Annotated in this window: 23 protein-coding genes; 9 read left to right on the top strand and 14 right to left on the bottom strand. The window is 32.1% G+C overall.

Annotation, left to right across the window (positions count from 1 at the left end; genetic code table 11):
* The first annotated feature begins 132 nt into the window (after nucleotides 1–132).
* On the top strand, nucleotides 133–642 hold the full coding sequence (locus EYD46_RS13985) for a CAP domain-containing protein (protein ID WP_130937794.1): 510 nt from the start codon (nucleotides 133–135) through the stop codon (nucleotides 640–642).
* 44 nt (nucleotides 643–686) lie between these two features.
* On the opposite strand, the gene EYD46_RS13990 is transcribed toward EYD46_RS13985, so the two are convergent.
* Complete coding sequence (locus EYD46_RS13990) at nucleotides 687–1,736, bottom strand: isoaspartyl peptidase/L-asparaginase family protein (RefSeq protein WP_130937795.1); 1,050 nt, start codon at nucleotides 1,734–1,736, stop codon at nucleotides 687–689.
* Between the two features lie 120 nt (nucleotides 1,737–1,856).
* Here EYD46_RS13990 and amaB point away from each other — a divergent pair, with 120 nt between their 5' ends.
* The 5 genes from amaB to EYD46_RS14015 all read left to right on the top strand — a co-directional run bounded on the left by amaB (nucleotide 1,857) and on the right by EYD46_RS14015 (nucleotide 7,854).
* On the top strand, nucleotides 1,857–3,410 hold the full coding sequence (amaB, locus tag EYD46_RS13995) for an L-piperidine-6-carboxylate dehydrogenase (protein WP_130937796.1): 1,554 nt from the start codon (nucleotides 1,857–1,859) through the stop codon (nucleotides 3,408–3,410).
* 125 nt (nucleotides 3,411–3,535) lie between these two features.
* Complete coding sequence (locus EYD46_RS14000) at nucleotides 3,536–4,465, top strand: OmpA family protein (RefSeq protein ID WP_130937797.1); 930 nt, start codon at nucleotides 3,536–3,538, stop codon at nucleotides 4,463–4,465.
* A 20-nt stretch (nucleotides 4,466–4,485) separates the two neighbouring features.
* On the top strand, nucleotides 4,486–5,037 hold the full coding sequence (locus EYD46_RS14005; RefSeq protein ID WP_130937798.1) for a hypothetical protein: 552 nt from the start codon (nucleotides 4,486–4,488) through the stop codon (nucleotides 5,035–5,037).
* Nucleotides 5,038–5,163: 126 nt separating this feature from the next.
* Nucleotides 5,164–6,555: a DUF1800 domain-containing protein gene (locus EYD46_RS14010; protein ID WP_130937799.1), complete on the top strand. Its 1,392-nt coding sequence runs from the start codon at nucleotides 5,164–5,166 to the stop codon at nucleotides 6,553–6,555.
* 108 nt (nucleotides 6,556–6,663) lie between these two features.
* Complete coding sequence (locus tag EYD46_RS14015; RefSeq protein ID WP_130937800.1) at nucleotides 6,664–7,854, top strand: DUF1501 domain-containing protein; 1,191 nt, start codon at nucleotides 6,664–6,666, stop codon at nucleotides 7,852–7,854.
* A gap of 167 nt (nucleotides 7,855–8,021) precedes the next feature.
* Here the strand turns inward: EYD46_RS14015 and EYD46_RS14020 are convergent, their stop codons facing one another.
* From EYD46_RS14020 to EYD46_RS14030, 3 genes are all read right to left on the bottom strand, one after another.
* Nucleotides 8,022–8,489, bottom strand: coding sequence for a hypothetical protein (locus EYD46_RS14020; protein ID WP_130937801.1), 468 nt, complete (start codon nucleotides 8,487–8,489; stop codon nucleotides 8,022–8,024).
* Nucleotides 8,490–8,961: 472 nt separating this feature from the next.
* Nucleotides 8,962–10,095, bottom strand: coding sequence for a hypothetical protein (locus tag EYD46_RS14025; protein ID WP_130937802.1), 1,134 nt, complete (start codon nucleotides 10,093–10,095; stop codon nucleotides 8,962–8,964).
* Nucleotides 10,096–10,266: 171 nt separating this feature from the next.
* The gene (locus EYD46_RS14030; RefSeq protein ID WP_130937803.1) at nucleotides 10,267–10,716 is read right to left on the bottom strand and encodes a nucleoside deaminase; all 450 of its coding nucleotides are present in this window, start codon (nucleotides 10,714–10,716) and stop codon (nucleotides 10,267–10,269) included.
* Nucleotides 10,717–10,755: 39 nt separating this feature from the next.
* Here EYD46_RS14030 and dxs point away from each other — a divergent pair, with 39 nt between their 5' ends.
* Complete coding sequence (gene dxs / locus EYD46_RS14035) at nucleotides 10,756–12,510, top strand: 1-deoxy-D-xylulose-5-phosphate synthase (RefSeq protein ID WP_130937804.1); 1,755 nt, start codon at nucleotides 10,756–10,758, stop codon at nucleotides 12,508–12,510.
* A 33-nt stretch (nucleotides 12,511–12,543) separates the two neighbouring features.
* Here dxs and EYD46_RS14040 read toward each other — a convergent pair whose 3' ends face one another.
* Nucleotides 12,544–12,900, bottom strand: a complete 357-nt coding sequence (locus tag EYD46_RS14040; RefSeq protein ID WP_130937805.1) for a hypothetical protein — start codon at nucleotides 12,898–12,900, stop codon at nucleotides 12,544–12,546.
* Between the two features lie 71 nt (nucleotides 12,901–12,971).
* On the opposite strand from EYD46_RS14040, the gene EYD46_RS14045 reads away from it, so the two are divergent.
* Both EYD46_RS14045 and EYD46_RS14050 read left to right on the top strand, forming a co-directional pair.
* The gene (locus tag EYD46_RS14045) at nucleotides 12,972–13,493 is read left to right on the top strand and encodes a CvpA family protein (RefSeq protein WP_130937806.1); all 522 of its coding nucleotides are present in this window, start codon (nucleotides 12,972–12,974) and stop codon (nucleotides 13,491–13,493) included.
* A 327-nt stretch (nucleotides 13,494–13,820) separates the two neighbouring features.
* Nucleotides 13,821–14,783, top strand: a complete 963-nt coding sequence (locus tag EYD46_RS14050) for a sodium-dependent bicarbonate transport family permease (RefSeq protein ID WP_130937807.1) — start codon at nucleotides 13,821–13,823, stop codon at nucleotides 14,781–14,783.
* A gap of 72 nt (nucleotides 14,784–14,855) precedes the next feature.
* On the opposite strand, the gene can is transcribed toward EYD46_RS14050, so the two are convergent.
* The 9 genes from can to EYD46_RS14095 form a co-directional block, all read right to left on the bottom strand.
* A complete protein-coding gene (can, locus tag EYD46_RS14055; RefSeq protein WP_130937808.1) occupies nucleotides 14,856–15,497 on the bottom strand; it encodes a carbonate dehydratase in 642 nt (213 codons plus the stop codon).
* A 44-nt stretch (nucleotides 15,498–15,541) separates the two neighbouring features.
* A complete protein-coding gene (locus EYD46_RS14060; RefSeq protein ID WP_130937809.1) occupies nucleotides 15,542–17,134 on the bottom strand; it encodes a SulP family inorganic anion transporter in 1,593 nt (530 codons plus the stop codon).
* A 71-nt stretch (nucleotides 17,135–17,205) separates the two neighbouring features.
* Nucleotides 17,206–17,514: a hypothetical protein gene (locus EYD46_RS14065; protein WP_130937810.1), complete on the bottom strand. Its 309-nt coding sequence runs from the start codon at nucleotides 17,512–17,514 to the stop codon at nucleotides 17,206–17,208.
* A 52-nt stretch (nucleotides 17,515–17,566) separates the two neighbouring features.
* Nucleotides 17,567–18,328: a tetratricopeptide repeat protein gene (locus EYD46_RS14070; RefSeq protein ID WP_130937811.1), complete on the bottom strand. Its 762-nt coding sequence runs from the start codon at nucleotides 18,326–18,328 to the stop codon at nucleotides 17,567–17,569.
* Between the two features lies 1 nt (nucleotide 18,329).
* The gene (locus EYD46_RS14075; RefSeq protein WP_130937812.1) at nucleotides 18,330–20,102 is read right to left on the bottom strand and encodes a BatD family protein; all 1,773 of its coding nucleotides are present in this window, start codon (nucleotides 20,100–20,102) and stop codon (nucleotides 18,330–18,332) included.
* A gap of 78 nt (nucleotides 20,103–20,180) precedes the next feature.
* Nucleotides 20,181–21,020: a tetratricopeptide repeat protein gene (locus EYD46_RS14080; protein ID WP_130937813.1), complete on the bottom strand. Its 840-nt coding sequence runs from the start codon at nucleotides 21,018–21,020 to the stop codon at nucleotides 20,181–20,183.
* A gap of 62 nt (nucleotides 21,021–21,082) precedes the next feature.
* Nucleotides 21,083–22,120, bottom strand: a complete 1,038-nt coding sequence (locus EYD46_RS14085) for a VWA domain-containing protein (protein WP_130937814.1) — start codon at nucleotides 22,118–22,120, stop codon at nucleotides 21,083–21,085.
* A gap of 59 nt (nucleotides 22,121–22,179) precedes the next feature.
* On the bottom strand, nucleotides 22,180–23,187 hold the full coding sequence (locus EYD46_RS14090) for a vWA domain-containing protein (protein ID WP_130937815.1): 1,008 nt from the start codon (nucleotides 23,185–23,187) through the stop codon (nucleotides 22,180–22,182).
* A complete protein-coding gene (locus tag EYD46_RS14095; RefSeq protein WP_130937816.1) occupies nucleotides 23,187–24,848 on the bottom strand; it encodes a BatD family protein in 1,662 nt (553 codons plus the stop codon). Before EYD46_RS14095 ends, EYD46_RS14090 begins: the two co-directional genes overlap by 1 nt.

Raw genomic sequence — 24,848 nt, forward strand, 5'->3', positions numbered from 1 at the left:
TATTGCAGCTTTCTCAATCAAGAATCATCGATAATCGGGTATTTTTAATGTGTTTTCATCGAATTTTTAATCTTTCTAAGTCTGAAAATAGTCTATCAGCGTATATTTCACATACCCAAATTTACCTATATTATGAAAGTCTTTTTTTCTAAAACCTACATTTTACTTGTTTGCATTTCATTTTTAATGATTTCTGTTTCATGTTCAAAAGAAGAAGAACTAACTGAAGAGGAAGCTATTGCCATAGCAGAAGTGCTTTCTGTTGCAGACGAAATATTACAATTAGTTAATGACCATAGACTAAGTATTGGCGAAAACCCATTACAAATAAATGATTTAGCGACTACTTTGGCAAATGAACATACAGAATATATGATTGCCCAGAATGATATTAGTCATGATGATTTCGATCAACGTTCTGATCGTTTAATTGCTGAAGAAAATGCATCACGAACAGGCGAGAATGTAGCTTATGGTCAACGTTCTGCACAACAAGTGATGACCGCTTGGTTAAATAGTTCTGGACATAGAAAAAATATTGAAGGCGACTTTACACATATTGGCATTGGCGTTATCAAAAACGATGCTGGTGTGTATTATTTTACTCAGATATTTTTAAAGAAGCGCAATACTAATACTTAACATTAAGCATTTTAAAGAAATAACTATACTGCTAAAAAGGATATTTAGTTTGCAAACATCCCAACATACAATTCGCCTTTATCATCCATTGTAGCACGAAACATACCGGGTGTGTTAAACTCCATAACCATATTACCATTATAATCTACAGCAATAATACCACCGTTACCCTTGCCGTCGCCTACACTTGGTAATTTATTTTGAATAACTTCCTTTGCTGCATCCTCTAAATTAAGGCCTTTATATTCCATAAGAGCAGAAATATCATAAGCTACCATACCACGGATAAAATACTCGCCCCAACCGGTACTAGAAACAGCACACGTATTATTATTAGCATAGGTACCTGCACCAATAATAGGAGAATCTCCAATACGCCCCCAGCGTTTGTTAGTCATTCCTCCAGTTGAGGTTCCTGCAGCTAAATTGCCATGTTTATCTAAAGCAGCGCAACCCACTGTTCCAAATTTTGAGTTTTGAATATCGGTATCATAAAACGAAGCCACTTTTTTATTTTCAAAGGCTTTTACACGCTCTAACGCTTTCATACTTTTTTCAGTATAAAAATAAGAGGGAGCTACAATGTCTAAACCTTCTTCCTTTGCAAATGTTTCTGCACCTTCTCTTGCTAGCATAACGTGTGGTGAGTTTTCCATAATTACTCTAGCCAAATTAATTGGATTCTTTACTATTTTGGTTCCTGCCGACGCTCCCGCATTTAAGGTATTACCATCCATAATTGAAGCATCATGCTCACAAGTGCCTTCATTCGTAAAAACACCACCTTTACCTGAGTTAAAAAGAGGAGAATCCTCTAAAATATTTATGGTTTTTTGAACAGCATCTATACTTGAACCACCGTCTTTCAATATATTGTAACCAACCCGAATAGCTTCTTCAAGCTTTAAACGATACTCTTCTTCTTTTTCTTTTGATATATTATCTTTTCTTATGTAACCCGCTCCACCATGTATCACAATGGAGAACGCTGCTTTATTAGATGTATTTACTATTGGTTCTTGATTAGATTTAACCTCATTTTTACATGAATATAGGGTAATAACTATGACAATAATAGCTGTGATTTTTTTCATGATATGCTTAAATTTTGGCAGTTAAAATTACTAATTTTATCATTAACAAATTTCAACAAAAACAACATTTTATTAGTATATTCGCAAATAATTTTATCATATTTAATAAATCAATAATTAATGAATAAAATAGCGACTGATTTTGGTATAGATAAGGCACTAGAAATTTTGGCTGTAAAACCTATTAACAAAGGCACATCTACGGGATCAAACAATTTTTCTAATGGAGATAGTATTGAAAGTTATTCACCAGTAGATGGACAACTTATTGGAAAAGTAAAAACCACTACAAAAGAAGATTATGAGCAAGTGATGGATGCTGCAACTTCAGCATTTAAAACTTGGAGAACTATGCCAGCACCTCAACGTGGAGAAATTGTGCGTCAGTTTGGAGATAAATTGCGAGAGAAAAAAGAAGCTTTAGGCAAATTGGTGTCTTATGAAATGGGGAAAAGCTATCAAGAAGGTTTAGGCGAAGTACAAGAAATGATTGATATCTGCGATTTTGCTGTGGGATTATCACGTCAGTTACATGGTTTAACGATGCATTCTGAACGACCGGGACATCGTATGTACGAGCAATACCATCCATTAGGTATTGTAGGTATTATTTCTGCTTTTAATTTTCCAGTAGCTGTTTGGTCTTGGAATACAGCTTTAGCATGGATTTGCGGTGATGTTTGTGTATGGAAACCTTCTGAAAAAACACCTTTATGTGGCATTGCTTGTCAAAATATAGCAGCTGAAGTTTTCGCTAAAAACAACTTACCCGAAGGTATTTCGTGCTTGGTTAATGGCGATTATAAAGTAGGCGAATTTATGACAAAGGACTCAAGAACTCCATTAATTTCAGCAACAGGATCTACTAGAATGGGTAAAATTGTTGCCCAAGAAGTGGCAGGCCGTTTAGGAAAATCACTATTAGAATTAGGAGGTAATAACGCAATTATCGTAACTCCTGATGCTGATATAAAAATGACAGTAATAGGTGCTGTTTTTGGTGCTGTTGGTACTGCAGGACAGCGCTGTACATCAACCCGTCGTTTAATTATTCATGAATCGGTTTATGATAAAGTGAAAAATGCCGTTGTTGACGCCTATAAACAATTACGTATTGGAAATCCTTTAGATGAGAACAATCATGTAGGCCCTTTAATAGATACTGATGCGGTAAACATGTATAATGACGCTTTAGAAAAAGTGGTTAAAGAAGGTGGAAATATTGTAGTAGATGGTGATGTTCTTTCAGGAGAGGGTTACGAAAGTGGTTGTTATGTAAAACCAGCCATAGCAGAAGCAAAACCAGGATTTGAAATTGTACAACACGAGACATTCGCTCCTGTATTGTATTTGTTAAAATATTCAGGGGATGTTGAAAATGCCATCGAGATTCAAAATAATGTAGCTCAAGGTTTATCTTCTGCAATAATGACAAATAATTTACGCGAAGCTGAACGTTTTTTATCACATGCAGGCTCCGATTGCGGGATTGCTAACGTAAACATTGGTACCTCTGGAGCTGAAATAGGTGGTGCTTTTGGAGGCGAAAAAGATACTGGTGGCGGACGAGAATCTGGTTCTGATGCTTGGAAAATTTATATGCGTAGGCAGACTAATACCATAAATTATACTACAGATTTACCTTTGGCACAGGGTATAAAGTTTGATTTGTAATTCCAATAAAATATTAACAAATGTTAATTTTGTGACTTTTTTTTGAATTGTGTTTCTTAAATTTGAGATGTAAGGTGTTATTTATAAGACACTTAATTTTAATAATAATTAAACACTAACCAAAAATGAGTAAAAAACTTTCCTATATCTTTGGGATAGGGCTCACCATTGTAATCGGTACTATTTTGTATATCTTTTTTTGTTGCAAGGCATGTTGTGATGATAATGGATGTAAACATGATAAGGACACTGGTGTAGTATCTCCCGAAGTTAAGTCCGCGACCCAGAATGCGTTTACCATTAGCGATCCTGATGGCGATTTTAAACTGAAATTAAATGAAAACTTCAATTTTAAAACATCCAATTTTTCAATTTTAGAACCCGTTTCGGCAAAAGTTGAAGAAGGTATTGTAAAACTAAAAGACTATTTAGTTGGAAATCCACTTAAAGATGTGAAGATTACAGGGCTTTACAAAAGTGATGAGACAAATAATTCAGTATATCCAAATTTAGGTTTAGCACGTGCTAACGCTGTAAAAAACTATTTGGTATTACATGGGGTTCCATCAAAACAAATTGACACCTATGGTAAATTGGAAGATGATATTGTTCCTGACGAAACAGGTACTTTATTTGGCCCTGTTAATTTTGAAATGTTAACCATGGATGATTCGTATAAGGCTTCCTTAGAAGCTTTGGAAAAGGCTTGCGATGCCGTTAGAGATAACCCTTTAGTACTTCATTTTAAAACAGGAAAAGCAGCTATAAGTTTAACACCCGAACAACGCCAAAAAATGGCTGACATATCACATTGTGTTGATAAACTAGGTGTGAAAGTACTAGTTGTAGGGCATACCGATAATACTGGAAATGCATCAAACAATCTTACGCTAGGGCAGAAGCGAGCAGATTTCGCTAAAAGCTATTTAATTACAAATGGCATCTTAAAGGGCAATATAGAGACCTCTTCAAAAGGACAATCAGAACCAATTGCAGATAATGCTACCGAAGAAGGAAAAGCTCAAAATAGACGAACAGTAATAACCATTAATTAAAAATTTAAAACATATAGATTATGACTTTTTTAGCAATACATATACCATGCTGGCTTATCCCAATTTTAGTAGGACTTATTTCGGCAATTTTAGGGTACTTATTAGGAAAACTCTCAGGAGGTGGATCTAATAATAACAACTGTGAAGACAGACTTGTAAAATTGCAAGCTGAATTAGATGCATGCAAATCAAGTAAATTATCTTTGGAAGGCGATTTAAAATCAACTAAAGCATCTTTAGCATCATCTCTTACAGCTGCAACAGCAACTTTAATTCCGTTTGATGCAGCCGCTGCAAAGGCTGTTTTTGGTAAGAAGATTAAAGAAAATGACTTAACGATTGTAGAAGGTATCGGACCAAAAATTCAAGAGTTATTTCACAACCACGATGTAAAAACGTGGAAAGCTTTATCAGAATGCACGGTAGATAAGTGTCAAAGTGTATTGGATTCTGGAGGGGAACGTTTTAAAATGCATAAACCAGGTACATGGCCAAAACAAGCACAACTAGCTTACGAAGGCAAATGGCAAGAACTTTTAAAATGGCAAGACGAATTGGATGGAGGTAAATAAACCACCAAAAAATTAAATCTAAAGAAAACCGTTTCATAGTTATGCAACGGTTTTTTTTGTATTTTAAATAAAAATTAAACCTTTTTAAGTTATTGTAGTCAAACAACTTAGAAAGTCGCTTTTGTTATGAAAACAAGTTATATTCAACATTTATACAGGCGTATTGGTTTTGGAATATTACCTTCAACACTTCAAACTATATCTCCAAAAAGTAAAGCACAAATAGTAGATGATCTCATTAAAGCATCTAAAAACACTACTAAATTGGAAGTTGATATTTCTGAAATCAAAGATATCTTTGGAGGTATGATGATGAGTGGCTCAAAATTAGATGCCGATACGCGACGAAAAATTCAGAAAATAAGTAGAAAGAAACAACTGGAACTTAATGTATCTTGGATAAACCGTTTAGCAAATTCATCAGAAGTACTTCGCGAAAAAATGACACTATTCTGGGCAAATCATTTTGTGTGTGAAGACAATAGTATCGTTTACATTCAACAATTCAATAATACTTTAAGACAGTATGCTTTAGGTAATTTTGGGGATTTTGTAAAAGCTATTTCTAAAGAAGCAGCAATGACAAAATATTTAAATACCAAGCAAAATAGAAAGCAAAAACCCAATGAAAATTTTGCCAGAGAATTGATGGAGTTATTTACTTTAGGAGAAGGGCATTATACAGAACAAGACATTAAGGAAAGTGCTAGAGCTTTTACAGGTTACAGCCACAATCTACGTGGAGACTTTTTATTTAGAAAACGACAACACGACTACACTGATAAAACATTCTTCGGAAAAACAGGAAATTTTAATGGAGAAGATATCATCGACATCATTTTAGAAGAGCGCCAGTGTGCAAAATACATTTGTACCAAAATATATCGCTACTTTGTAAATGATATTATAGATGAGAACCATATTAATGCTATGACAGATGTGTTTTATAAAGATTATAGCATAGAACATTTAATGCGTTTCGTTTTAACATCTAACTGGTTTTACGACGATAAAAATATAGGATCAAAAATAAAGTCCCCAGTAGAGTTTTTGGTTGGATTGAAACATACAGTACCAGTAACATTCAAAAACGAAAAACAAGTTCTGCAAATTCAACGTTTATTAGGACAAATCTTATTGGACCCACCTAATGTGGCAGGCTGGAAAGGTGGCAGAAACTGGATAGACAGTAATACCATCATACTCCGCTTAAAATTACCATCTTTATTACTCAATAACGCTTACATTTCAAATGTTAAAAACGGAAATGATGATGCGATGATAGATATTAAAAAGCAGCAATTCAAGAAAAAATATGGTAAACGTTTTAATACGGTGACCAATTGGGATTATTTTAAAAAGCACTATAAAGAAGTAGCATTGCAAGATATAAATACCCATATCTTGGCGTGCCCATTAAGTGAAGATGCAAAAACCTATTTGCAATCTTTACAAAAAGTATCAAAGCAAGAATATTGCATACAATTGATGTCGTTGCCTGAATATCAAATGTGTTAATGATCAAAAATTCGCCAATATGGAGCATTGGAGTATCAGTTGAAATTGTCATTCTCGAGAATTCGAGAATCTAAAAAGAGGATTTTGCGTTAGAAAAATTATTTATTTATGGACAGAAGAAAATTTTTAAAACAATCGTCTTTAGCTAGTAGCTTATTTTTTGTACCTAGTTTCGTTAAAGCCTTTGAGGAAGTAGCAAGTAGTAAGTTAGGATACAAACGCTTAGTAATTATACAATTATCAGGCGGCAACGATGGTTTAAACACAGTTGTACCCTTTAGAAACGATTTATATTATAAAGAACGCCCAACTTTAGGATTAGCGCAAAACGATATTATAAAACTCAATGATGAGGTAGGTTTAAATGCCAGTTTAGCACCTTTAAAACGACTTTATGATAAAGGCTATGTTTCCATTATAAATAATGTGGGCTATCCAAACCCTATCCGGTCACATTTTAGGTCTATGGATATTTGGCAGACTGCTTCAGACTCTAATCAATACTCACAAAATGGGTGGATAGGGCGTTATTTAGATAATTACGGACAAAACCCCCACAGTGCTATAGAGATAGATGATAGTTTATCACTTGCTATGAAAGGCGAAAACACAAACGCCATAGCTACTAAAGACCCTAAAATCATGTATAACCTATCAAAAGGGCCTTATTTAAAAAACATCAATAAACATTTAGCAGACAAACATTTAAGCGAACATAATTTGGGCTATTTGTATAAGTCTATGATTGCCGCAGAATCTTCAGCTAAATATATTTACGAAACCTCAAAAACAGTTACAAGCAAAAAAGAATATCCAAAGAGCAAGTTTGGCAAACAAATGAAAACCACAGCGCAATTCATCAATTCGCATTTACAAACTAAGGTATATTATACCTCCCTTGGTGGTTTCGACACACACGTTAATCAAAAAGCTACCCAAAAGCGCTTGCTAAATATGTATGCACAAAGTATAGAAGCATTTGTGGAAGATTTAAAAGCCAATAACACCTTTAAGGATACTTTAATTTTAACCTTTTCAGAGTTTGGGCGTCGTGTTAAACAAAACGCTAGTGTAGGCACTGACCATGGTACAGCAAATAACGTTTTTATTATTGGGGAAAACTTAAAAAAGCAAGGGCTTTACAATAATATGGCTAACCTTAGTGATTTAGATGAAAACGGCGATTTAAAATTCGAAATAGACTTTAGAACCATCTACGCTACAGTTTTAGACAAATGGCTTGAGGTAGATGACAAAAAAGTACTCAGCTCATCCTTTAATCAGCTAGAGTTTATATAAAATAATTTGGGCGTTACCCGCAAGGGGTCGGGCTTTCACTAGTCGCTCTCTGTGAGGAGCTCCAACATACCGTTCAATCCCTAACTTGAGGCATGTTTGCTAATTTTATTTTTCTACCTAAAATAATTTTGTTTTACTAAATTTTAAAAAGTGTTGCGTATTCTTTTTTATTTTGTAGTTATTAATAATACATTTCCGCTATAATGATTACATAAATTTAATTTATGCATTTCTTTGTCATTCATAAGTTCAATGTGTTTAATAGCATTTGGATTAATTCTAATATCTTCTTTTAAACGGCCATGAATTAAAAGTCCGTCAATTATTACCAAATTTATTTTGTCCCAATCTTTTCGAATATGGTATAAACTATCTATACTTAAATCTTTAATCTTAAACAACTCTTTTGGAATCAATCGTTTGATATTCAAAATTTTATCTCTTTTATTAATTTTAATATTTTCAATATTTCCTTTGTCTAAAAAAACCATAGGGAAATATATTTCTTCGTTATCTAAAAAAGTTTTATAATCTGCAAAAGTCTTTTTCAAAATTTTATTTCTATCATATTTTATATTACGTGTTGCACAACTAACCGAGAAAAATAGCATAAGTAAAAGTAGAAATAGTCTCATCTTATTGGTTTTGATCAAAAATATTTCAATTCGATTTTTTATAAAAGTGATAATGAGTGAATGATACTATTTGTTTAGTTAAATAGATCCTTAAATGGTGCTCAATGTTTCGAGGATATGAGTCGTTTTAATAGTTTATATAAAATGTTACCGTTTTTCTGGTAAAATCAATACATTTTAAACTAGGTTACTAACCCAGTCTTGACTGGTTAAGTATATAATCAATTATTCAGATATGCTGAGTAAAACACATAAAAAATTGAAATTTATTTATCTATAGAATACGGAGGAAATGTTTACTAGTCTATTTCTTTTAATATGCTTTGTGAAATTTTGGAAAGTTAGTTTATTAGTTTAACAATAAATGGTGTAAAATTTTACCTTGTTAGAACATAGTAAACTAAGAACCCACTATGGTTTTCAAAAACAGTAAACAACAAGTAATTACTTACAAATATTAGTTGTGTAGTAATTATTTAAACTGATATATTTTTAAAGTTTCATCATTTTCATTAACCGCTAAAATATCTCCTTTATCATTTAAAACAACATCTTTTCCTATTAAATCATCCCCTATTTGTTTCCATATGTTATTTTTCAATTCATATGTTCTAACTATTTTCCCTCCAAGAATAGATGAAGCTGTTGAAATGATATTACCCTGATAATTAACACTTATTTTTCTACCTAAACCAACACCTTCTTGTCCTATAATTTCATTTCCAATAGGCTTTAATTCATTATTAATTATTTGAAATAATTTTAATTTTCCATTTTTATTTCCTTCTTCATTATTGTAATCAGGATATCCTACTAAAAGGTATTCTCCATTACCACTTAAAGCAGTACTAATACCATCGTATTTGCCCAATTCTTCGGTTTTGTAAGAAAGCATTTTTTTTAATGAATTTTCATTTATTTCGTAAATATTAATTGTATAATGTAAACTATTGTCTTTGCGGTCGTAAGAATTAAATGCTACTATTTTTCCATCACTTGAAAGATTTAAGTAGTTTCCAGAAATTCTAGTTTGCTTATTTATTGGTATTAGTGTATCCATTTTTTGCCAATACCCATCTCTTTCTTTATAGATAGCAAGTTCATCATAAAATTCTTGGCTTTCTTTATGAAGTTCTGAACTTGTTTGAGATATAGCGATTAAATTCCCTTCTTTATTTGTTTTGATAAGCCCACCATATAGACTATGTTTTTTATTTTCAATTATTTCATGCTGTTCTATCCAGTTATTTTTAGAGTTTTCTAAAATCTTTATGCTTCCTTTATTATTTAAATCATCTTTGTTGTTAGATATAAAAATTTTATTATCACTAATAGTTATATCTTCAAAGAATTTATCTGCATTTATATTTTTACCTATTTGTATCCATTGTTCATTTTGCAACTCTAAAACTTGTACCATCTTACTAATTCCTTTGTGATAAATAGCTATTCTATTTCCTTCAGAATTCATATCGTAAATATCTACACTTGCTTTATATGTAGGATTACTATCATCGGTAATTTCATTACCAATTTGCTCCCAATTTTTAGAGTCAGTGTTACAACTAATAAAAAGTAAAAGAAAGCTGAGTTTTATTATTTTCATTGATTTTTATTTTATTACACAATGATGAGTGTAGTTTAGTGAGGAGTTCTAAAAGATTCAACCAAATATAGCCTAAAATTTTTCGGATATGTTGGGAAAATCATATAAAAAACTTGGCACTCTATTTTTGATTTTGAGGAAAAGATTTTGATTAAATGATCTAATGCAAGACTAGTTTAAGTTACGCTTCATTACAAAAAAGCGTTTTAATAAGCTACTCGCTTCTTCTTCTAAAACTCCACCCTCCATAGTTGTTTTAGGGTGTAATTTGGTTTTTAAATTAATACAGCCACGCTCCAAGTCTCTAGCACCATAAACAACCTTAGAAATTTGGCTCCAATACAACGCTCCAGCACACATTTGGCAAGGTTCCAGCGTCACATAAAGTGTACATCCTTTTAAATATTTACCACCCAAAAAATTAGCAGCAGCAGTAATGGCTTGCATTTCAGCATGGGCAGTTACATCATTTAATTGCTCAGTTAAATTATGTCCTCTTGCTATAACCTTGTTATCTATTACAATAACAGCACCTACAGGAATTTCTCCCTTTTCAAAAGCTATTTCAGCTTCATTTAAGGCTTTCTTCATAAAGTAAGTATCATCAAAAGGTTCTATCATAATTGCTAAAATACAAATTCATTCTTGTACTTTTGTCATGTGCAAAATTCTGTTTTAAATAACATAAATTCTCCAAAAGAGCTACGTCTTTTAAACCCAAAAGACTTACCTATACTTGCACAAGAACTACGTGAATTTATCATCAATATTGTAGCTACAAAAGAAGGGCATCTAGGCGCTAGTTTAGGCGTTGTAGAACTTACCATTGCTTTACATTATGTTTTTAATACTCCAGAAGACGTATTGTTGTGGGACGTAGGGCATCAGGCTTATGGGCATAAAATTCTAACTGAACGAAAAGATAGTTTTCATACTAACAGACAATTAGGAGGCATTAGTGGCTTTCCAAAACGAAGTGAAAGCAAATACGATACTTTTGGAGTTGGACATTCCTCCACTTCTATTTCAGCAGCTTTAGGGATGGCAATTGCCTCAAAATTAAAAGGAGAAGACAAACATCATATAGCAGTAATAGGAGACGCTTCTATTGCAAGTGGTATGGCATTTGAAGGCTTAAATCATGCTGGAGTTACTGATGCTAATTTATTAGTTATTTTAAATGATAATGCTATTGGTATAGACCCAAGTGTTGGAGCTTTAAAACAATATTTAACCAACGTAAAAAAAGGCACGCAAAAAAGAAATAATATCATTGAAGCCTTAAATTTTGATTATTCAGGACCAATTGACGGCCATGATTTAAGTAAAATCGTCTTTGAACTAAAACGTTTAAAAACCGTTAAAGGTCCTAAGTTATTGCATATTATTACTACTAAAGGTAAAGGTTTAAAACAGGCAGAAGCAGACCAAGTAAAGTACCATGCGCCAGGTAAATTTGATGCTAAAACAGGAGATTTAGCTATAAAACCTAATAAAATACAACCACCAAAGTATCAAGATGTATTTGGTCATACTATTGTAGAATTAGCTAAAACTAATAAGAATATAGTAGGAATAACTCCTGCGATGCCAACAGGAAGTTCATTAAAATATATGATGAACGAAATCCCTGAACGTGCTTTTGATGTGGGTATTGCAGAACAACATGCTGTAACTCTTGCTGCGGGCATGGCAACACAAGGATTAATTCCGTTTTGTAATATTTACTCCACGTTTTTACAACGTGCTTATGATCAAATTATTCATGATGTAGCATTACAAAAACTACCTGTTATTTTTTGTTTAGATCGTGCCGGTTTGGTAGGAGAAGATGGCGCTACTCATCATGGTATTTTTGATATTTCTTATTTAAGATGCATCCCAAACTTAATTATTTTTGCGCCTAGAAACGAAATAGAATTACGAAACATAATGTACACCGCGCAATTAGGTTTAAAACTGCCAATTGCCATTCGTTATCCTCGTGGACGTGGGGTAACTATAGATTGGAGACAGCCTTTTACAAAACTAGAAATCGGTAAAGGAGTACAATTAAAACGAGGTAAACAACTCTCCATTTTAAGTATTGGAGCTATTGCTAAAAACGTAACCAAAGCTATTATAGATTTAGACGTTTCTCATTACGACATGCGTTTTATTAAACCTTTGGATGAAAATTTATTGCATCCCATTTTTAAAACTAATGATACTATTGTTACCATTGAAAACAATGCTACTAAAGGTGGTTTTGGTACAACTATTTTAGAATTTGCTACAATGAATAACTATAAGAATACTATTAAAACCTTAGGCATTCCTGATAAGTTTATAGAGCATGGTAGCGTAGAACAATTACTTAACTTAGTTGGGTTAGACGTTGAAAGCTTAAAAAAAACGTTTAGAAATCTTATATAATAATTGAGATGCTTGTTGTTTTTAAGCGTCTATTTAATCTATATACTCTGTTTCTAAAAAGTAATTTACAATTGCTTCTTTCATAAGAACTGATTGTTCTCCTGCTTTTAAAAAGGGAAGTGCTTCAAGCGTTTTGTAATGAGGCCAACCATCATCATCTACAAAATCAAGTTCATAATAACCATAAGGCGTGAGAAGTTTGCATATAGCAATATGCATTAAATCTAGTTTTTGATCTTTTTTAAAGCTTCGGTTTAATTGTCCAAGTTCCTGCACACCTATAAGGTAAATTACAGCATCTAAATCTAGAGTGTCACCATCAGCAAATTGGTTGGATAGCTTTTTAACTACCAACTCCCAGCGTTCTTTTAACTTTTCGTCTCTAGACATAATTTTTATTAAGTTACAAAGTTAGTAAACCTAGATATTAGTATTATTCTATTTTTGTTTAAATTTAGCGTATGGCAGTAATAGATATTATTCTTGGGGCACTTCTTTTATTTGGTATAATTCGTGGGCTAATGAAAGGCCTTTTTGTTGAAGTAGCATCTCTTGCTGCATTAGTTCTAGGTGTTTATGGCGCTATTCATTTCAGCAATTTCGCAGCAGATTTTTTAATGGAAAAGGTCTCATGGGATGAGAAATATATTAATATTGTTGCTTTTGCAATTACTTTTGTTATTATCGTTTTAGCCATAGCGCTTGCAGGAAAAGCTTTAACAAAATTGGCAAATTTTGCAGCTTTAGGAGTTATAAATAAAGTATTAGGTGCTGTTTTTGGAGGGTTGAAAATAGGATTAATATTAAGCGTAATACTTATGGTTTTTGATGGTTTAAATAAAACTATTCCTTTTGCTAGTAGCGAAGATTTAGAAAATTCCATTTTATACAATCCAGTAAAATCTTTAGCACCGACAATTTTCCCCAATATCCTCAATAAGGAAGAAGACTCAGATAATAATAACGAAAACAAGTCTGTTTAGCATTACTCTATCCATTTAACAGTTGGCTTTATAAAATTTATCTTTTCTTATTTTTCTCAAAAAAGCTGAACTTAAACAGGTCTATACTTTCTATTTCTAACTAAATCAACTTTAGAGAATATTCAGTTTAACATTAGCTTTAGCCAACTCATTTACAGTACTTATACTTCTTTATCAATACTTCTATTTCAACAAAAAACACTAATAACATTTGATTAGTCTAATTTTCAATTCATAAAAATAATTTATGCTTCTGATAAAAAGTTTAAATAAAAATATATGGATTAGTTAAAATACTTTTGCCCCGAATTAAAAACAACTTACCGCATGAATGTAGATGTACTAATTAGTAATTTAACTAACCCAGTATTACTCTTTTTTATCTTAGGAATACTAGCTACTTGTTTAAAAAGTGATTTAAAAATTCCTGAAAATTCATCAAAATTTATCTCACTATATCTACTTTTTGCTATTGGTTTTAAAGGTGGACAAGAACTATCGCATAGTGAATTCAATTCTGAAATTTTGTTTTCCATAATTTTTGCTGTACTGCTATCCAGTATTGTCCCTATTTATACTTTTTTCGCTCTAAAGAAAAAAGTAGGTGTGCCTAATGCTGGTGCCATTGCTGCAGCTTATGGATCAGTTAGTGCAGTTACTTTTGTTACTGCTGTTTCTTTTTTAGAAAATCAAGGCATTTCGTTTGGAGGACACATGGTTGCCATTATGGCTATTATGGAGTCTCCTGCCATTATAGTTGGGGTAATTTTAATTATGCTTTATGATGCCAATAAGCAAACCGATAAGTCCATAGGTTCGTTGATAAAACATTCGCTAACTGGGGGTAGTGTTTTAATGCTTGTTGGAAGTTTAGCAATAGGGCTTATAGCAGATGCTAATCAAGCAAGAGGGATAGAACCTTTTACCACAGATATTTTTAAAGGGTTTTTATCCTTATTTCTTTTAGAAATGGGAATGGTTACTGCAAAACGGATTAAAGGATTTAAAAAATATGGATTCTTCTTATTTGCATTTGGAATTTTAATACCATTAATTAACGGCTTAATTGTAGCTTATTTAAGTGGATTTATAACTGAAAGCTCTGGCAACAGATTGTTATTTGCCATTCTAGGGGCTGGCGCTTCATATATTGCTGTTCCAGCTACTATGAAATTAGCAGAACCTAGAGCTGATGCTGGTATTTATATACCTATGGCTTTGGGTATAACATTTCCATTTAATATCACTTTAGGTATGCCAATCTACTATGCTTTTATCCAAATGGTATAGTAGTTTTTATAACTAAAAATTAAAAAGCCACCTTATTTTGGTGGCTTTGTGTTTTGTGATGATTGTTATATGCTAATCTAGATCTAAAGTAAAAATATCATCTAAATGTTGCGCACTATCCATTGATACTTTTAAATCGTGAATAATTCCATCTTTTAAACCATATACCCAACCATGAACCTCTAATTCTCGACCATCTTTCCATGCTTGTTGTACAATAGATGTTTTAGCCAAGTCATAAACTTGAGCTTTTACATTTAATTCTACTAGTCTATCAAAACGCTTTTTATCATCATCTATTTTTTTAAGCTCTGTTTTGTTATCCTTATATACCTCTTTAATATTTCTTATCCATTTGTTTATCAACCCAAGAGATTTATTCTGCATTGCAGCAGCTACTCCTCCACAACCATAATGTCCGCAAACAATAACATGTTTAACGCCTAAATGATTTACTGCATAATCTAAAACACTTAACATATTCATATCAGTATGCACAACCATATTGGCTATATTTCTATGAACAAATAACTCTCCTGGATGAGTTCCTGTAATTTCATTGGCAGGTACCCTACTATCTGCACATCCTATCCATAGTACAGGTGGTTTTTGACCTTTAGATAATTCTTTAAAATAGCCTTTATCTTTTTTGGTCATTTCTTCGACCCATTCTTTATTATTGGCTAATAATTGATTATAATATGTGTTTTTCATGATTTAAATTTTTAATTTTTTTATAAGAATATATGTTTTAAAAGCTATAGTTTAGGCTTAACAAGTTTAAAGAAATCTATATAGCTTTCAGGATTTTCCACAACACCACGCTCTGATACCAACTTAATATCTATGTTTCGTTCTTTTGCCTTAAAAGCAAAATCTTCTAGAATCTCTATAATATCATTATCTAAATATCTAGTTTTTCTAACATCTAGTTCTAAAAATGAATTTGGAGGTAGATTATCTAATTCCTTTAATATAGCACCCTTGTTAAAAAATGTTACTTCTTCTGCTAAGGTCATTTTTATTTTACCATCATCCACATCTTCGCCTTCTTTGTGTAAAAAGTGAGAGTTTTGAAAACTCTTTATTAATATTACAATTACACCTATAGCTAAACCTAACCCTATCCCTAGTAATAAATCACCTGTGATTACCATGGGTAAAACGGTTGCTATGAAAGGTAACCATTGTTTCCAACCTAAACTAAACATTTTCTTAAATGTAGAGGGCTTTGCTAATTTAAACCCCACAATAAATAACACTGCAGCTAAAACTGCTAATGGAATCTTATTTAATAACTTAGGAATTAAAATAATGGATATTAGTAAAAAGAATCCATGGATGATTGCAGACATTTTAGATCTACCTCCCGATTGAATATTAGCCGAACTTCTTACAATTACCTGTGTAATAGGTAGTCCTCCAATCATACCAGATATAATATTCCCTGTGCCTTGTGCAAATAGTTCTCTATTAGTTGGTGTTACATTTTTATGAGGATCTAATTTATCTGTAGCCTCAACACAAAGTAAAGTTTCTAATGATGCTACTAAAGCAATTGTAAAACCTGTTAACCAAATTTCTGGTTTAGTAATAACCGAAAAATTGGGGAAACTAAATTGCCCTTTAAAACTATCAAAACTATCAGGAACTGGGACAGAAACCAATTGGCTTTCAACAAGCCCTATAGAGCCTTCTTTAGTAAAAAGATAAAACAATATGCCTACCACAACTGCAACCAATGGCCCTTGAACTAACTGAAATATCTTACCCTTTTTAGAAAGTACATTAGACCATAAAAGTAAAATAGCTATAGATATAACACCTATCACTGTTGCGCCAACACTTATATTTCCACTTAAAAGCGCATTTATGTCATTTAACAGTCCAGATAATAAATTATCCCACTCAACTTTAAGAAAATCGATATTCCCTTCAACATTTTTATCCATTCCAAAAAAGAAACTTATCTGTTTTAGAATGATAATAATACCAATACCTGTTAACATCCCTTTTATTACGGAAGATGGGAAGAAGTAGCCGATAATGCCCAATCTTAAAATACCAAACAAAAGTTGAATAACACCTCCTATAACTACGGCTAGCAAAAAATTTTCATAGCCTAAAGACGTTATTGCTGCTAAAACTATTGCTGCTAAACCTGCCGCAGGTCCACTTACACCAATATTAGAGCCACTTATAGCTCCAACTACTATACCGCCAACTATTCCTGCTATGAGACCTGAAAACAGTGGAGCTCCACTAGCTAAAGCTATACCTAAACACAAAGGTAACGCAACAAAAAACACAACTATACTAGCTGGTATATCACTTTTTAAATATTTAAACATGTAAATAATAATTTAAAATCATAGCCTAAAAAAGCTATTGATTTTATTTGAAAAAAAATAGTTTGAGATTATTAAGAAACAGAAACCATCTTTGGAGGTGGAAAAGACAATTCTATATGAGGTTTTTGGTATGATTTTAAATAGTAATGTAAATTAGACTCTTTAAAATCTTTATCTGTAATTTTAATAGAAGCTTTTACTAAAAAAGAAACAAATTCTTTATCTATATTTTTTTCTTGACTTTTATCTTTCTCTTCTTCTGATGTATTGTAGAATATTGAAACATCGGTTGAATCGTCTAAAACAATAATTACCGTAGGCATCACTATAATCAATATAAATATTGATGATAAAATTATAGCTAATCCGTTTTTAAACATTTCCTTTTTATATTTAATCAGAAATTAAATATAAACATATTTTCTTAAGCTTTTAAAACTCTTTTAAGATTTTTATGTCCTCAGAAGGTATCCATCCTGTTTTACCATCTAGAAGTTTTATTTTTTTCCAATTCTTTACAGAGTCTAGTATTTGAACTTTGGTGCCTTCGTGTAATCTAAAGGATTCTTCACTTCTTAAGTTTGGCTCTGTTTTTATCTGAGACTCTTGAGCAAATACAATAGCTGGATTATCTTTTTTATCTAATTCGTATTTATTAAAGGCTAAAGCCAGTGCTATGCACAATGACACTAGACATAGTATACTAGAAATAAACGTTATACGCTTTTTAACTGATACGTACGAAAAATAATAAAGTAAAACTAAAATAACATACACAAAGGCTAAAGCTACTGCTATTTTAGCCCAAGTATCAAAGCTAAATGTATTTGTTACATTTTTTATCAACTTTGAAAAACCTACTTCGGGTACATAATCAATAGCATCGATAGTCATATTATTAGCATAGGACAAATTGTTTTTTATATCTTCATCTTCTGGTTTTAAACGTAATGCTTTTTCAAAATAATAAATACTAGGTGCAATATTATTAAGCTTATAATGAGCACTTCCCAAGTTATAATACAATTCTGGAGAGTGTGTTTCTGTTTCTAAAATAGCCATATACTTATCAATAGCTTCAGCATACTTTCCTTCATTATACAACGTATTGCCTTCTTCAAAAAGCGTATTATTTTGAGCTTCAATTTTAATAAAACAAAGCAAAACAATTAATATGTATACAAGATTTTTCATCTTAATTTGCTTGTTTATCTATTAAAGAAATCGTTTTTGCTGCCTTTTCATAATCTTCTTGCATTGTTACGTTTGTAATTGGCGTATAACGTGCTAATTCACAGTTTTCAAAAATGGCAATAAAATCATTTATCACATCAGTTTCAACGTTGCGTTCTAATAATAATCTTTGTATTCTATCCTTACTTAATTCGCTAGTTTCAATGCGTAGTTTCGACTTAAGATAGTTATGCAATGCTTTTTCTAATGCTTCATAAAACGCCTCTTTTTTACCTAATTCCTTTTTCGCTCCTTTTAAATACTTTCTTGCTAATTTATCTGCACGTCTAATTTTATTTCCTGCAATATCTGCATCACGCGTTGCTTTCTTTCTTCTAATTACAATAGCAAGAGGAATCGCTAAAAATGGCCCAAACAACAAACTCCAAAACAATTTAGTTTTAAAAAAATAATTTTTCTGTTTAGGTATTAAATCCGTTTTGGTCTTTATAAAAGCGAATTGATTACTAGTTGTTTTAATTTGCTGTTTAACAACGTTATTAGAAGTATTTGATGCTTGAGATGAATTGTTTGTTGGTCCATCTAGAACATTTATTATAATTTCATCAGAGGATAAACGTTTGTAACTTTCAGTTTTTAAATCAAAATATGAAAATGAAATACTAGGAATTGGATATTTCCCTTTATACTGAGGTACAACAGTATAATTATCTGATATACTGCCTTGCATTCCTCTGGTTGTAGTGCTTACATTTTCCTTATGTTCTGGCTCATAAACCTCTAAAGAACTTGGTAAGTTCATCTTTGGTAAATTGAATAGCTTTAGATTGCCTTTTCCTCTTACCTCAACCTTTGCCTGTAAGGATTCTGTAGCATCCAATTCTGTTTTCGATGTCGTTACTTTAAGACTAAAGTCGCCAACAGCACCACTAAAATCTGCAGGTTTACCTTGTTGGGGTAATGGCTTTACATTAATAACTCTATTACCTGCTGAAACCGTTCTATTTACCCTACTCATTAAGCGACTTCCAAAAATATCACGTCGGTTAGTTGGTACTTGAACAGATACATTTAAGGTTAACGGTTCTATATTAAGTTTTCCTGTTCGTTGTGGGTATAATACTGTTTTTCGTAATACCAAATAACGATAATCTTCGCCTTTGTAGGTTCCATTTTGTACCCGCTGACCTTGGGTATCTATATTCTGGCTCCAAAAATCATCATATCTAGGAATATCTATTTCCTTCCAATTGTCAACCCCAGTAGTAGGTGCTACATAAAGTTTATAAACTACAGTTATGGCTTCATTTAAATAAGGACTAGAATTAGAAACTTCTGCAACTAAGTGAATATTATTTGAAGCAATATAACTAGGATCGTTGGGGTTTTTAGGCTTGTCTATTGCTGCAGTTATTTCTACTTTAATTGGTGTTGTTTTATAGGTTTCTCCTTCAATCTCTATTGTAGCTTGCCCAATATTAAATGTACCGCGTTGTTTTGGCGCTAAAAAATAACTGTATGTTTTCTTATAAGTACGAACACCATTTATCCAGGAGTTACTTACTGATTGATTTGGACCTCCAATTACTGTAAATCCATTAAAATTTGGAGGATTAAAATTGTCTCCATCCTTATCCATCTGAAAATCTATACGTAAGCGCTCGTTTATACCAAGTTTCTTCTTACTTACCTTAGCTTCAAATTTAACTTGAGCTACTATAAAACTTGAAACTAGCAGTAGTAAAACTAATGATATGTGTTTTTTATACTTCATAATCATAATTACGTTTTCAGATTTACGATTTACAGGCTTACTTAAATCTACAATCGTAATTCATGATTCGTAATTCTTTTACCAATCTTTTTCTGTTTTTATTTTAATACCCTTTTGCTTTTCAGCATTCATTTTTTCCTGAACCTTTTGTTCTTGATTATTCATAGCTTCTAGCAGACTTTTAATTTGCTGAGGAGACAACTGCCCAGGTTTAGGCTGTGGCTTTTTCTTATCTTCTTTTTCTTCATCCCCCTTTTTATTTTCATCCTTTTTGTCTTCAGGCTTTTTTTCGTCTTTTTTATCTTCTTCGTCTTTTCCGTCTTCCTTCTTATCTTCTTTATCGTCTCCTTCTTTGTTATCCTGATTATCTTTATTCTTATCGTCTTTATTTTCTTTTTCTTCGTCCTTTTTATCTTCGCTATTATCCTTGTCGTCTTTGTTTTCGTCGTCTTTATTTTCCTCTTCTTGTTGTTTTGCACATTCTTTAGCTAAAGCCAAATTGTAACGTGTTTCATCGTCAGAAGGATTATTTCTCAAAGCGTTTTTGTAAGCGTCAACAGCTTCTTTACACTTTTTGTTTTTCATAAGTACATTACCCATATTATGAAATGCCTTATGCTTAGCGTCTTTTGAAGTAGCTAGCTTTACTGTTTGCTGGTGACGGTATAAAGCTTCTTCAAAGTTTCCTTTTTCATAATAGGAATTACCTAAATTATATAAACCTGCTATATTATTTGATTGTTTTGATAAGGCTTTTCTATATTCCATTTCAGCAGCAACAAAATCTTCGCTTACCAATTCATTAGCTTCATAAACGTAATTATTAGCCTTTTTCTCAGCCAATAATCGCTCTTTGTCCTCCTGCGAAAATCCAAGAAGAGAAATACATGATATAATTAATATGACTAGCTTTTTCATAATTACTATTTTACTTGCTCTTTCTAAATTATAAAACCCTGTTTTTTATGGCGTTAAAAAAATTATAAATTCTCGTTGAACAGATTTAGTTTTTTCAACCATGCTGTTTTTCGTTCCAACAAAAATATGTCTAGTAATAAAAAGAATATTCCAAACCCTAAAAACCATTGAAATTGATCTTTAAAATCCGCAAATTGTTTTGCTTCAAACTCGGTTTTATCCATTTTATTTAAAATTTCTCTTATACTTTCAACCACATCGTTTGTGATTTTTCCATTAATGTAAGCCCCATCTGCTTCAGAAGCTATACTTCTTAACGTGTCTTCATTCAATTTTGTAATAACCGTCTCGCCTTGACTATCTTTTTTATAACTTACAGTTACACCATTTCGTTTTAATGGTATAGGCTTACCTTTCACATCTCCAACCCCTATAGTAAAAATGCGAATACCTTCTTCATTAGCGTCCTCAGCTATATCAACTGCTGCTTCGCTATGATCTTCTCCATCTGAAATAATGATAAGCACTCTATTAGTTTGCTCTTCATCATCAAAATAAGTTGTAGCTAATTTTATAGCCTCATTAATTGCTGTCCCTTGTGAAGACAACATATCTGTATTCATGTTATTTAGAAACATTTTTGCAGAAGCATAATCTGTAGTAATAGGCAACTGCGGAAATGCTTTTCCTGCATAGGCTATAATACCAACACGGTCGCTAGCCAAATTATTTATAATTTGAGTTACCAATTGTTTTGCTTTTTCTAGACGGTTAGGCGCAATATCCTCAGCTAACATACTTTTAGAGACGTCCACGGCAAATACAATATCTACACCTTCACGCTTTACAGTTTCTAACTTTGTTCCTATTTTAGGATTTACCATAGCTATGGTTAAACATAGAAAAGCGAGGCATAAAAAAATGATTTTTAATACGGATTTAAAAACAGATTTATCTGGGCTAAGCTTTCTTAATAACTCCTTATCTGCAAATTGTTTCTGCTTTTTATACTTCCAAAATTGGAGCACCAAAAAGAATACGACAACTACAGGGATGATTCCCAATGCCCAAAACCATATTTTTTCATCTATTTGATACATCTCTTCGTATTCAGTTTACAATGGCAGTAATAGCTCTACCACCCATCTTCAAAATATTATTACACAAAACTTCTAAAAACAGTAAATCTTAGTAGCAATTCTAATAGTAATAGAAACCCAGCTAGCAATACTAGCGGACGGTATTTTTCCTCGTAATTATAAAACTTAAACTCTTCTATTTCTGTTTTTTCTAGTTTATTTATTTCTTTATAAATTTCCTCTAACTTCTTATTATTAGTAGCTCTAAAATACTTACCGCCTGTAGCTTCTGCTATTTCGTTTAACAATTCTTCGTCTATTTCAACTTGAATTCTTCCATATTGAAATCTACCTGTTCTAGAATCTATAGCTACTGGAGATAACGCCATACCATTTGTACCAAGACCAATAGTATAGGTTTTTATACCATATTCAACTGCTAATTCACTTGCTGTTCGTGGATCGATAAAACCTGTATTATTTACACCGTCTGTCAATAAAATGATAACTTTACTTTGTGCCTTGCTATCTTTTAATCGATTAACCGAAGTAGCTAAACCCATCCCTATTGCGGTTCCTCCTTCTATAATCGTATTATATTTTATACTTTTTAATGAGCGCAACACTATGCCTTTATCACTTGTAATCGGTGTTTTTGTATAACTCTCTCCAGCATACTCTACCAGCCCGATACGATCATTAGGGCGTCCCTTGATAAATTCGGATGCTACATCTTTTAATGCTTCTAATCTGTTAGGCTTTAAATCTTTTGCTAACATACTAGCAGAAACATCAATAGCCATAACAATATCTATACCTTGTGTAGTTTTAGTTTTGCTAGATACATCAACAGATTGTGGTCGCGCCAAAGCCGTAATTAATAAAGCTAATGCTAAAAGACGAAAAACAAAAAGGATATGCCTTAGTTTTGGCAACCATGAGTTAGTAATTTTAAACCCTTTTAAACTTGATATTTTTAGTTCTGCGGTTTGCTTTTTGTTTTTAAAAATATACCAGATTATAGCTACTGGTAATAATAACAGCAACCAAAACAATTCTTTATTTAAAAACTGAATTCCTTCTAACATTATTTCTCTTCAGTTTTAAGTTCAACTGAATTTAAGATACGCTCTTCAATCTTATCGGCATAAATATCTTCTTCTTCAGTAGTAATAACAATTTGCTGAAAAACATTATCAACATTGAATAACAAAATCGTATACTCTCCTTTTTGCTTCTTCCCTTCGACTAAAGTTGGAAAATCGCCTGTGCCATGAATTTTTAAGCCTTCTGCTCCATTTGGAGTGGTAAACTTATCTTTTTTTACTAGCATGTTTTCTATACCCTGCTGTTCTATCATCTTTATGCTCTGCTCAGCAATTTTCTCTAGTTCAATTTTATTCTTGCCTAGATTTTTAATCTTGGTTGTGATAACATAAACATGAAATCCTTCTAGGATACTACCATAACCAAACATTGTCATGTCTACCTGTTGCTTAGCTTCTTCAGGAACTGGCGCAGGCATTCGTTTTAGAACTTTAGGTGTAGCAATTGTTACTGGCGGCACACCGTATTGACTTGTTACCCACTCGCCTTCTAATAATTCTTTACTTTCATGGCCAATAATAGTATCCTTAACGTAATTAAACCCATACTTTAAAGAAAATCCTGTTACAGCAGCCAGCAATAAAAACAGACTAATACCTACAGTTAACCAAACTTTTTTACGCTTCTTTTTACGTTCTTGTTCCTCTCTATACTTTTCGTCCAAAAGCTTTTCTTCTTCAGTAGGTTCAGGTAATACCTCTTTTACATGATCTATTTCTGCATCAATGGTTTTTCTGTCTAACTCTGCCAAAGCTACATCTGGTGCAGATTTTGCAAATTTTACCAAATCTGCTCGTCTCAAAATACTTTCCAGATTCTTAATAGTTTCTGTACTTAAGTCAATTTGGTTCCCGTCTTTTAATAATCGTAATTTATAAATCAACTCATCTGTTGTGCTTTCCAAAGAATGATCGTATACTTTCTCATCTAAATACTTTCTGATTATTAATGTTAACTCAGAGTAGTACTCTTTTAATTCTTGATGTTCTAAATAATGTGTTTCATCTAGTTTTTGCAATGCCAATTTAGCACGATCATATGGTGGCAATAAAGCGATTTTTTCTTCTTCTGTTAATGGCTTTTGCCTCCAAATAAACCACCAAAGCATAGCTGCAATTATACCTATAACTAAAAGTGTAATTAATAAATATTTCCACCAGTTACCGCCTTTTTTATTTACTTCAATAATTGGTTTTATATCATACAATCCTTGCTTTGTAGTATCAACAACAATATTATTTACCTCAACCTTAAGAGAATCTGTAAAAACTGTTTTTTGACCTATTATAATTTTTTGACGTGGTATTGTATATGCTCCAGAATCAAATTGTGTTAAGCCATATTTTTTTATGAGGTTAAACTTATCTGCATTCTTAATAGTATCTATTGGGTAAGATTCTATCATCTCAAGAGGCGTAAAAGTTTGTCCTTCAGGAAACACTACAAGGTTGGTTGTATCAGTTTCAACTTGAATTTTATAGGTAATCTGCGCTCCTATTTTTATAGAAGTAGAATCAATTGACGAAGTGACTTGAGAGAAACTAAAAAATGATAAAAAACAGAAAACCAAAGAAAAGACAACCGAAGACGGTGGACCGAATACAGTACGTTTTGCTTTTATAAATCGTAATTTGTTATTCAT

This window comes from Hyunsoonleella pacifica (genome assembly GCF_004310335.1).
Taxonomy (GTDB): Bacteria; Bacteroidota; Bacteroidia; order Flavobacteriales; family Flavobacteriaceae; genus Jejuia; species Jejuia pacifica.

Excerpts from the sequence above, each read along its gene's own strand:
- EYD46_RS13985 (WP_130937794.1), top strand. The coding sequence starts at position 133 with ATGAAAGTCTTTTTTTCTAAAACCTACATTTTACTTGTTTGCATTTCA.
- can (WP_130937808.1), bottom strand. The coding sequence starts at position 15,497 with ATGAAAAACACATATTATAATCAATTATTAGCCAATAATAAAGAATGG.
- EYD46_RS14075 (WP_130937812.1), bottom strand. The coding sequence starts at position 20,102 with ATGAAGTATAAAAAACACATATCATTAGTTTTACTACTGCTAGTTTCA.
- EYD46_RS14000 (WP_130937797.1), top strand. The coding sequence starts at position 3,536 with ATGAGTAAAAAACTTTCCTATATCTTTGGGATAGGGCTCACCATTGTA.
- EYD46_RS13990 (WP_130937795.1), bottom strand. The coding sequence starts at position 1,736 with ATGAAAAAAATCACAGCTATTATTGTCATAGTTATTACCCTATATTCA.
- EYD46_RS14065 (WP_130937810.1), bottom strand. The coding sequence starts at position 17,514 with ATGTTTAAAAACGGATTAGCTATAATTTTATCATCAATATTTATATTG.
- EYD46_RS14030 (WP_130937803.1), bottom strand. The coding sequence starts at position 10,716 with ATGATAGAACCTTTTGATGATACTTACTTTATGAAGAAAGCCTTAAAT.
- EYD46_RS14020 (WP_130937801.1), bottom strand. The coding sequence starts at position 8,489 with ATGAGACTATTTCTACTTTTACTTATGCTATTTTTCTCGGTTAGTTGT.
- EYD46_RS14080 (WP_130937813.1), bottom strand. The coding sequence starts at position 21,020 with ATGAAAAAGCTAGTCATATTAATTATATCATGTATTTCTCTTCTTGGA.
- EYD46_RS14085 (WP_130937814.1), bottom strand. The coding sequence starts at position 22,120 with ATGTATCAAATAGATGAAAAAATATGGTTTTGGGCATTGGGAATCATC.
- EYD46_RS14090 (WP_130937815.1), bottom strand. The coding sequence starts at position 23,187 with ATGTTAGAAGGAATTCAGTTTTTAAATAAAGAATTGTTTTGGTTGCTG.
- EYD46_RS14045 (WP_130937806.1), top strand. The coding sequence starts at position 12,972 with ATGGCAGTAATAGATATTATTCTTGGGGCACTTCTTTTATTTGGTATA.
- EYD46_RS14010 (WP_130937799.1), top strand. The coding sequence starts at position 5,164 with ATGAAAACAAGTTATATTCAACATTTATACAGGCGTATTGGTTTTGGA.
- amaB (WP_130937796.1), top strand. The coding sequence starts at position 1,857 with ATGAATAAAATAGCGACTGATTTTGGTATAGATAAGGCACTAGAAATT.
- EYD46_RS14025 (WP_130937802.1), bottom strand. The coding sequence starts at position 10,095 with ATGAAAATAATAAAACTCAGCTTTCTTTTACTTTTTATTAGTTGTAAC.
- EYD46_RS14050 (WP_130937807.1), top strand. The coding sequence starts at position 13,821 with ATGAATGTAGATGTACTAATTAGTAATTTAACTAACCCAGTATTACTC.
- EYD46_RS14015 (WP_130937800.1), top strand. The coding sequence starts at position 6,664 with ATGGACAGAAGAAAATTTTTAAAACAATCGTCTTTAGCTAGTAGCTTA.
- EYD46_RS14060 (WP_130937809.1), bottom strand. The coding sequence starts at position 17,134 with ATGTTTAAATATTTAAAAAGTGATATACCAGCTAGTATAGTTGTGTTT.
- EYD46_RS14095 (WP_130937816.1), bottom strand. The coding sequence starts at position 24,848 with ATGAATAACAAATTACGATTTATAAAAGCAAAACGTACTGTATTCGGT.
- EYD46_RS14070 (WP_130937811.1), bottom strand. The coding sequence starts at position 18,328 with ATGAAAAATCTTGTATACATATTAATTGTTTTGCTTTGTTTTATTAAA.
- EYD46_RS14040 (WP_130937805.1), bottom strand. The coding sequence starts at position 12,900 with ATGTCTAGAGACGAAAAGTTAAAAGAACGCTGGGAGTTGGTAGTTAAA.
- EYD46_RS14005 (WP_130937798.1), top strand. The coding sequence starts at position 4,486 with ATGACTTTTTTAGCAATACATATACCATGCTGGCTTATCCCAATTTTA.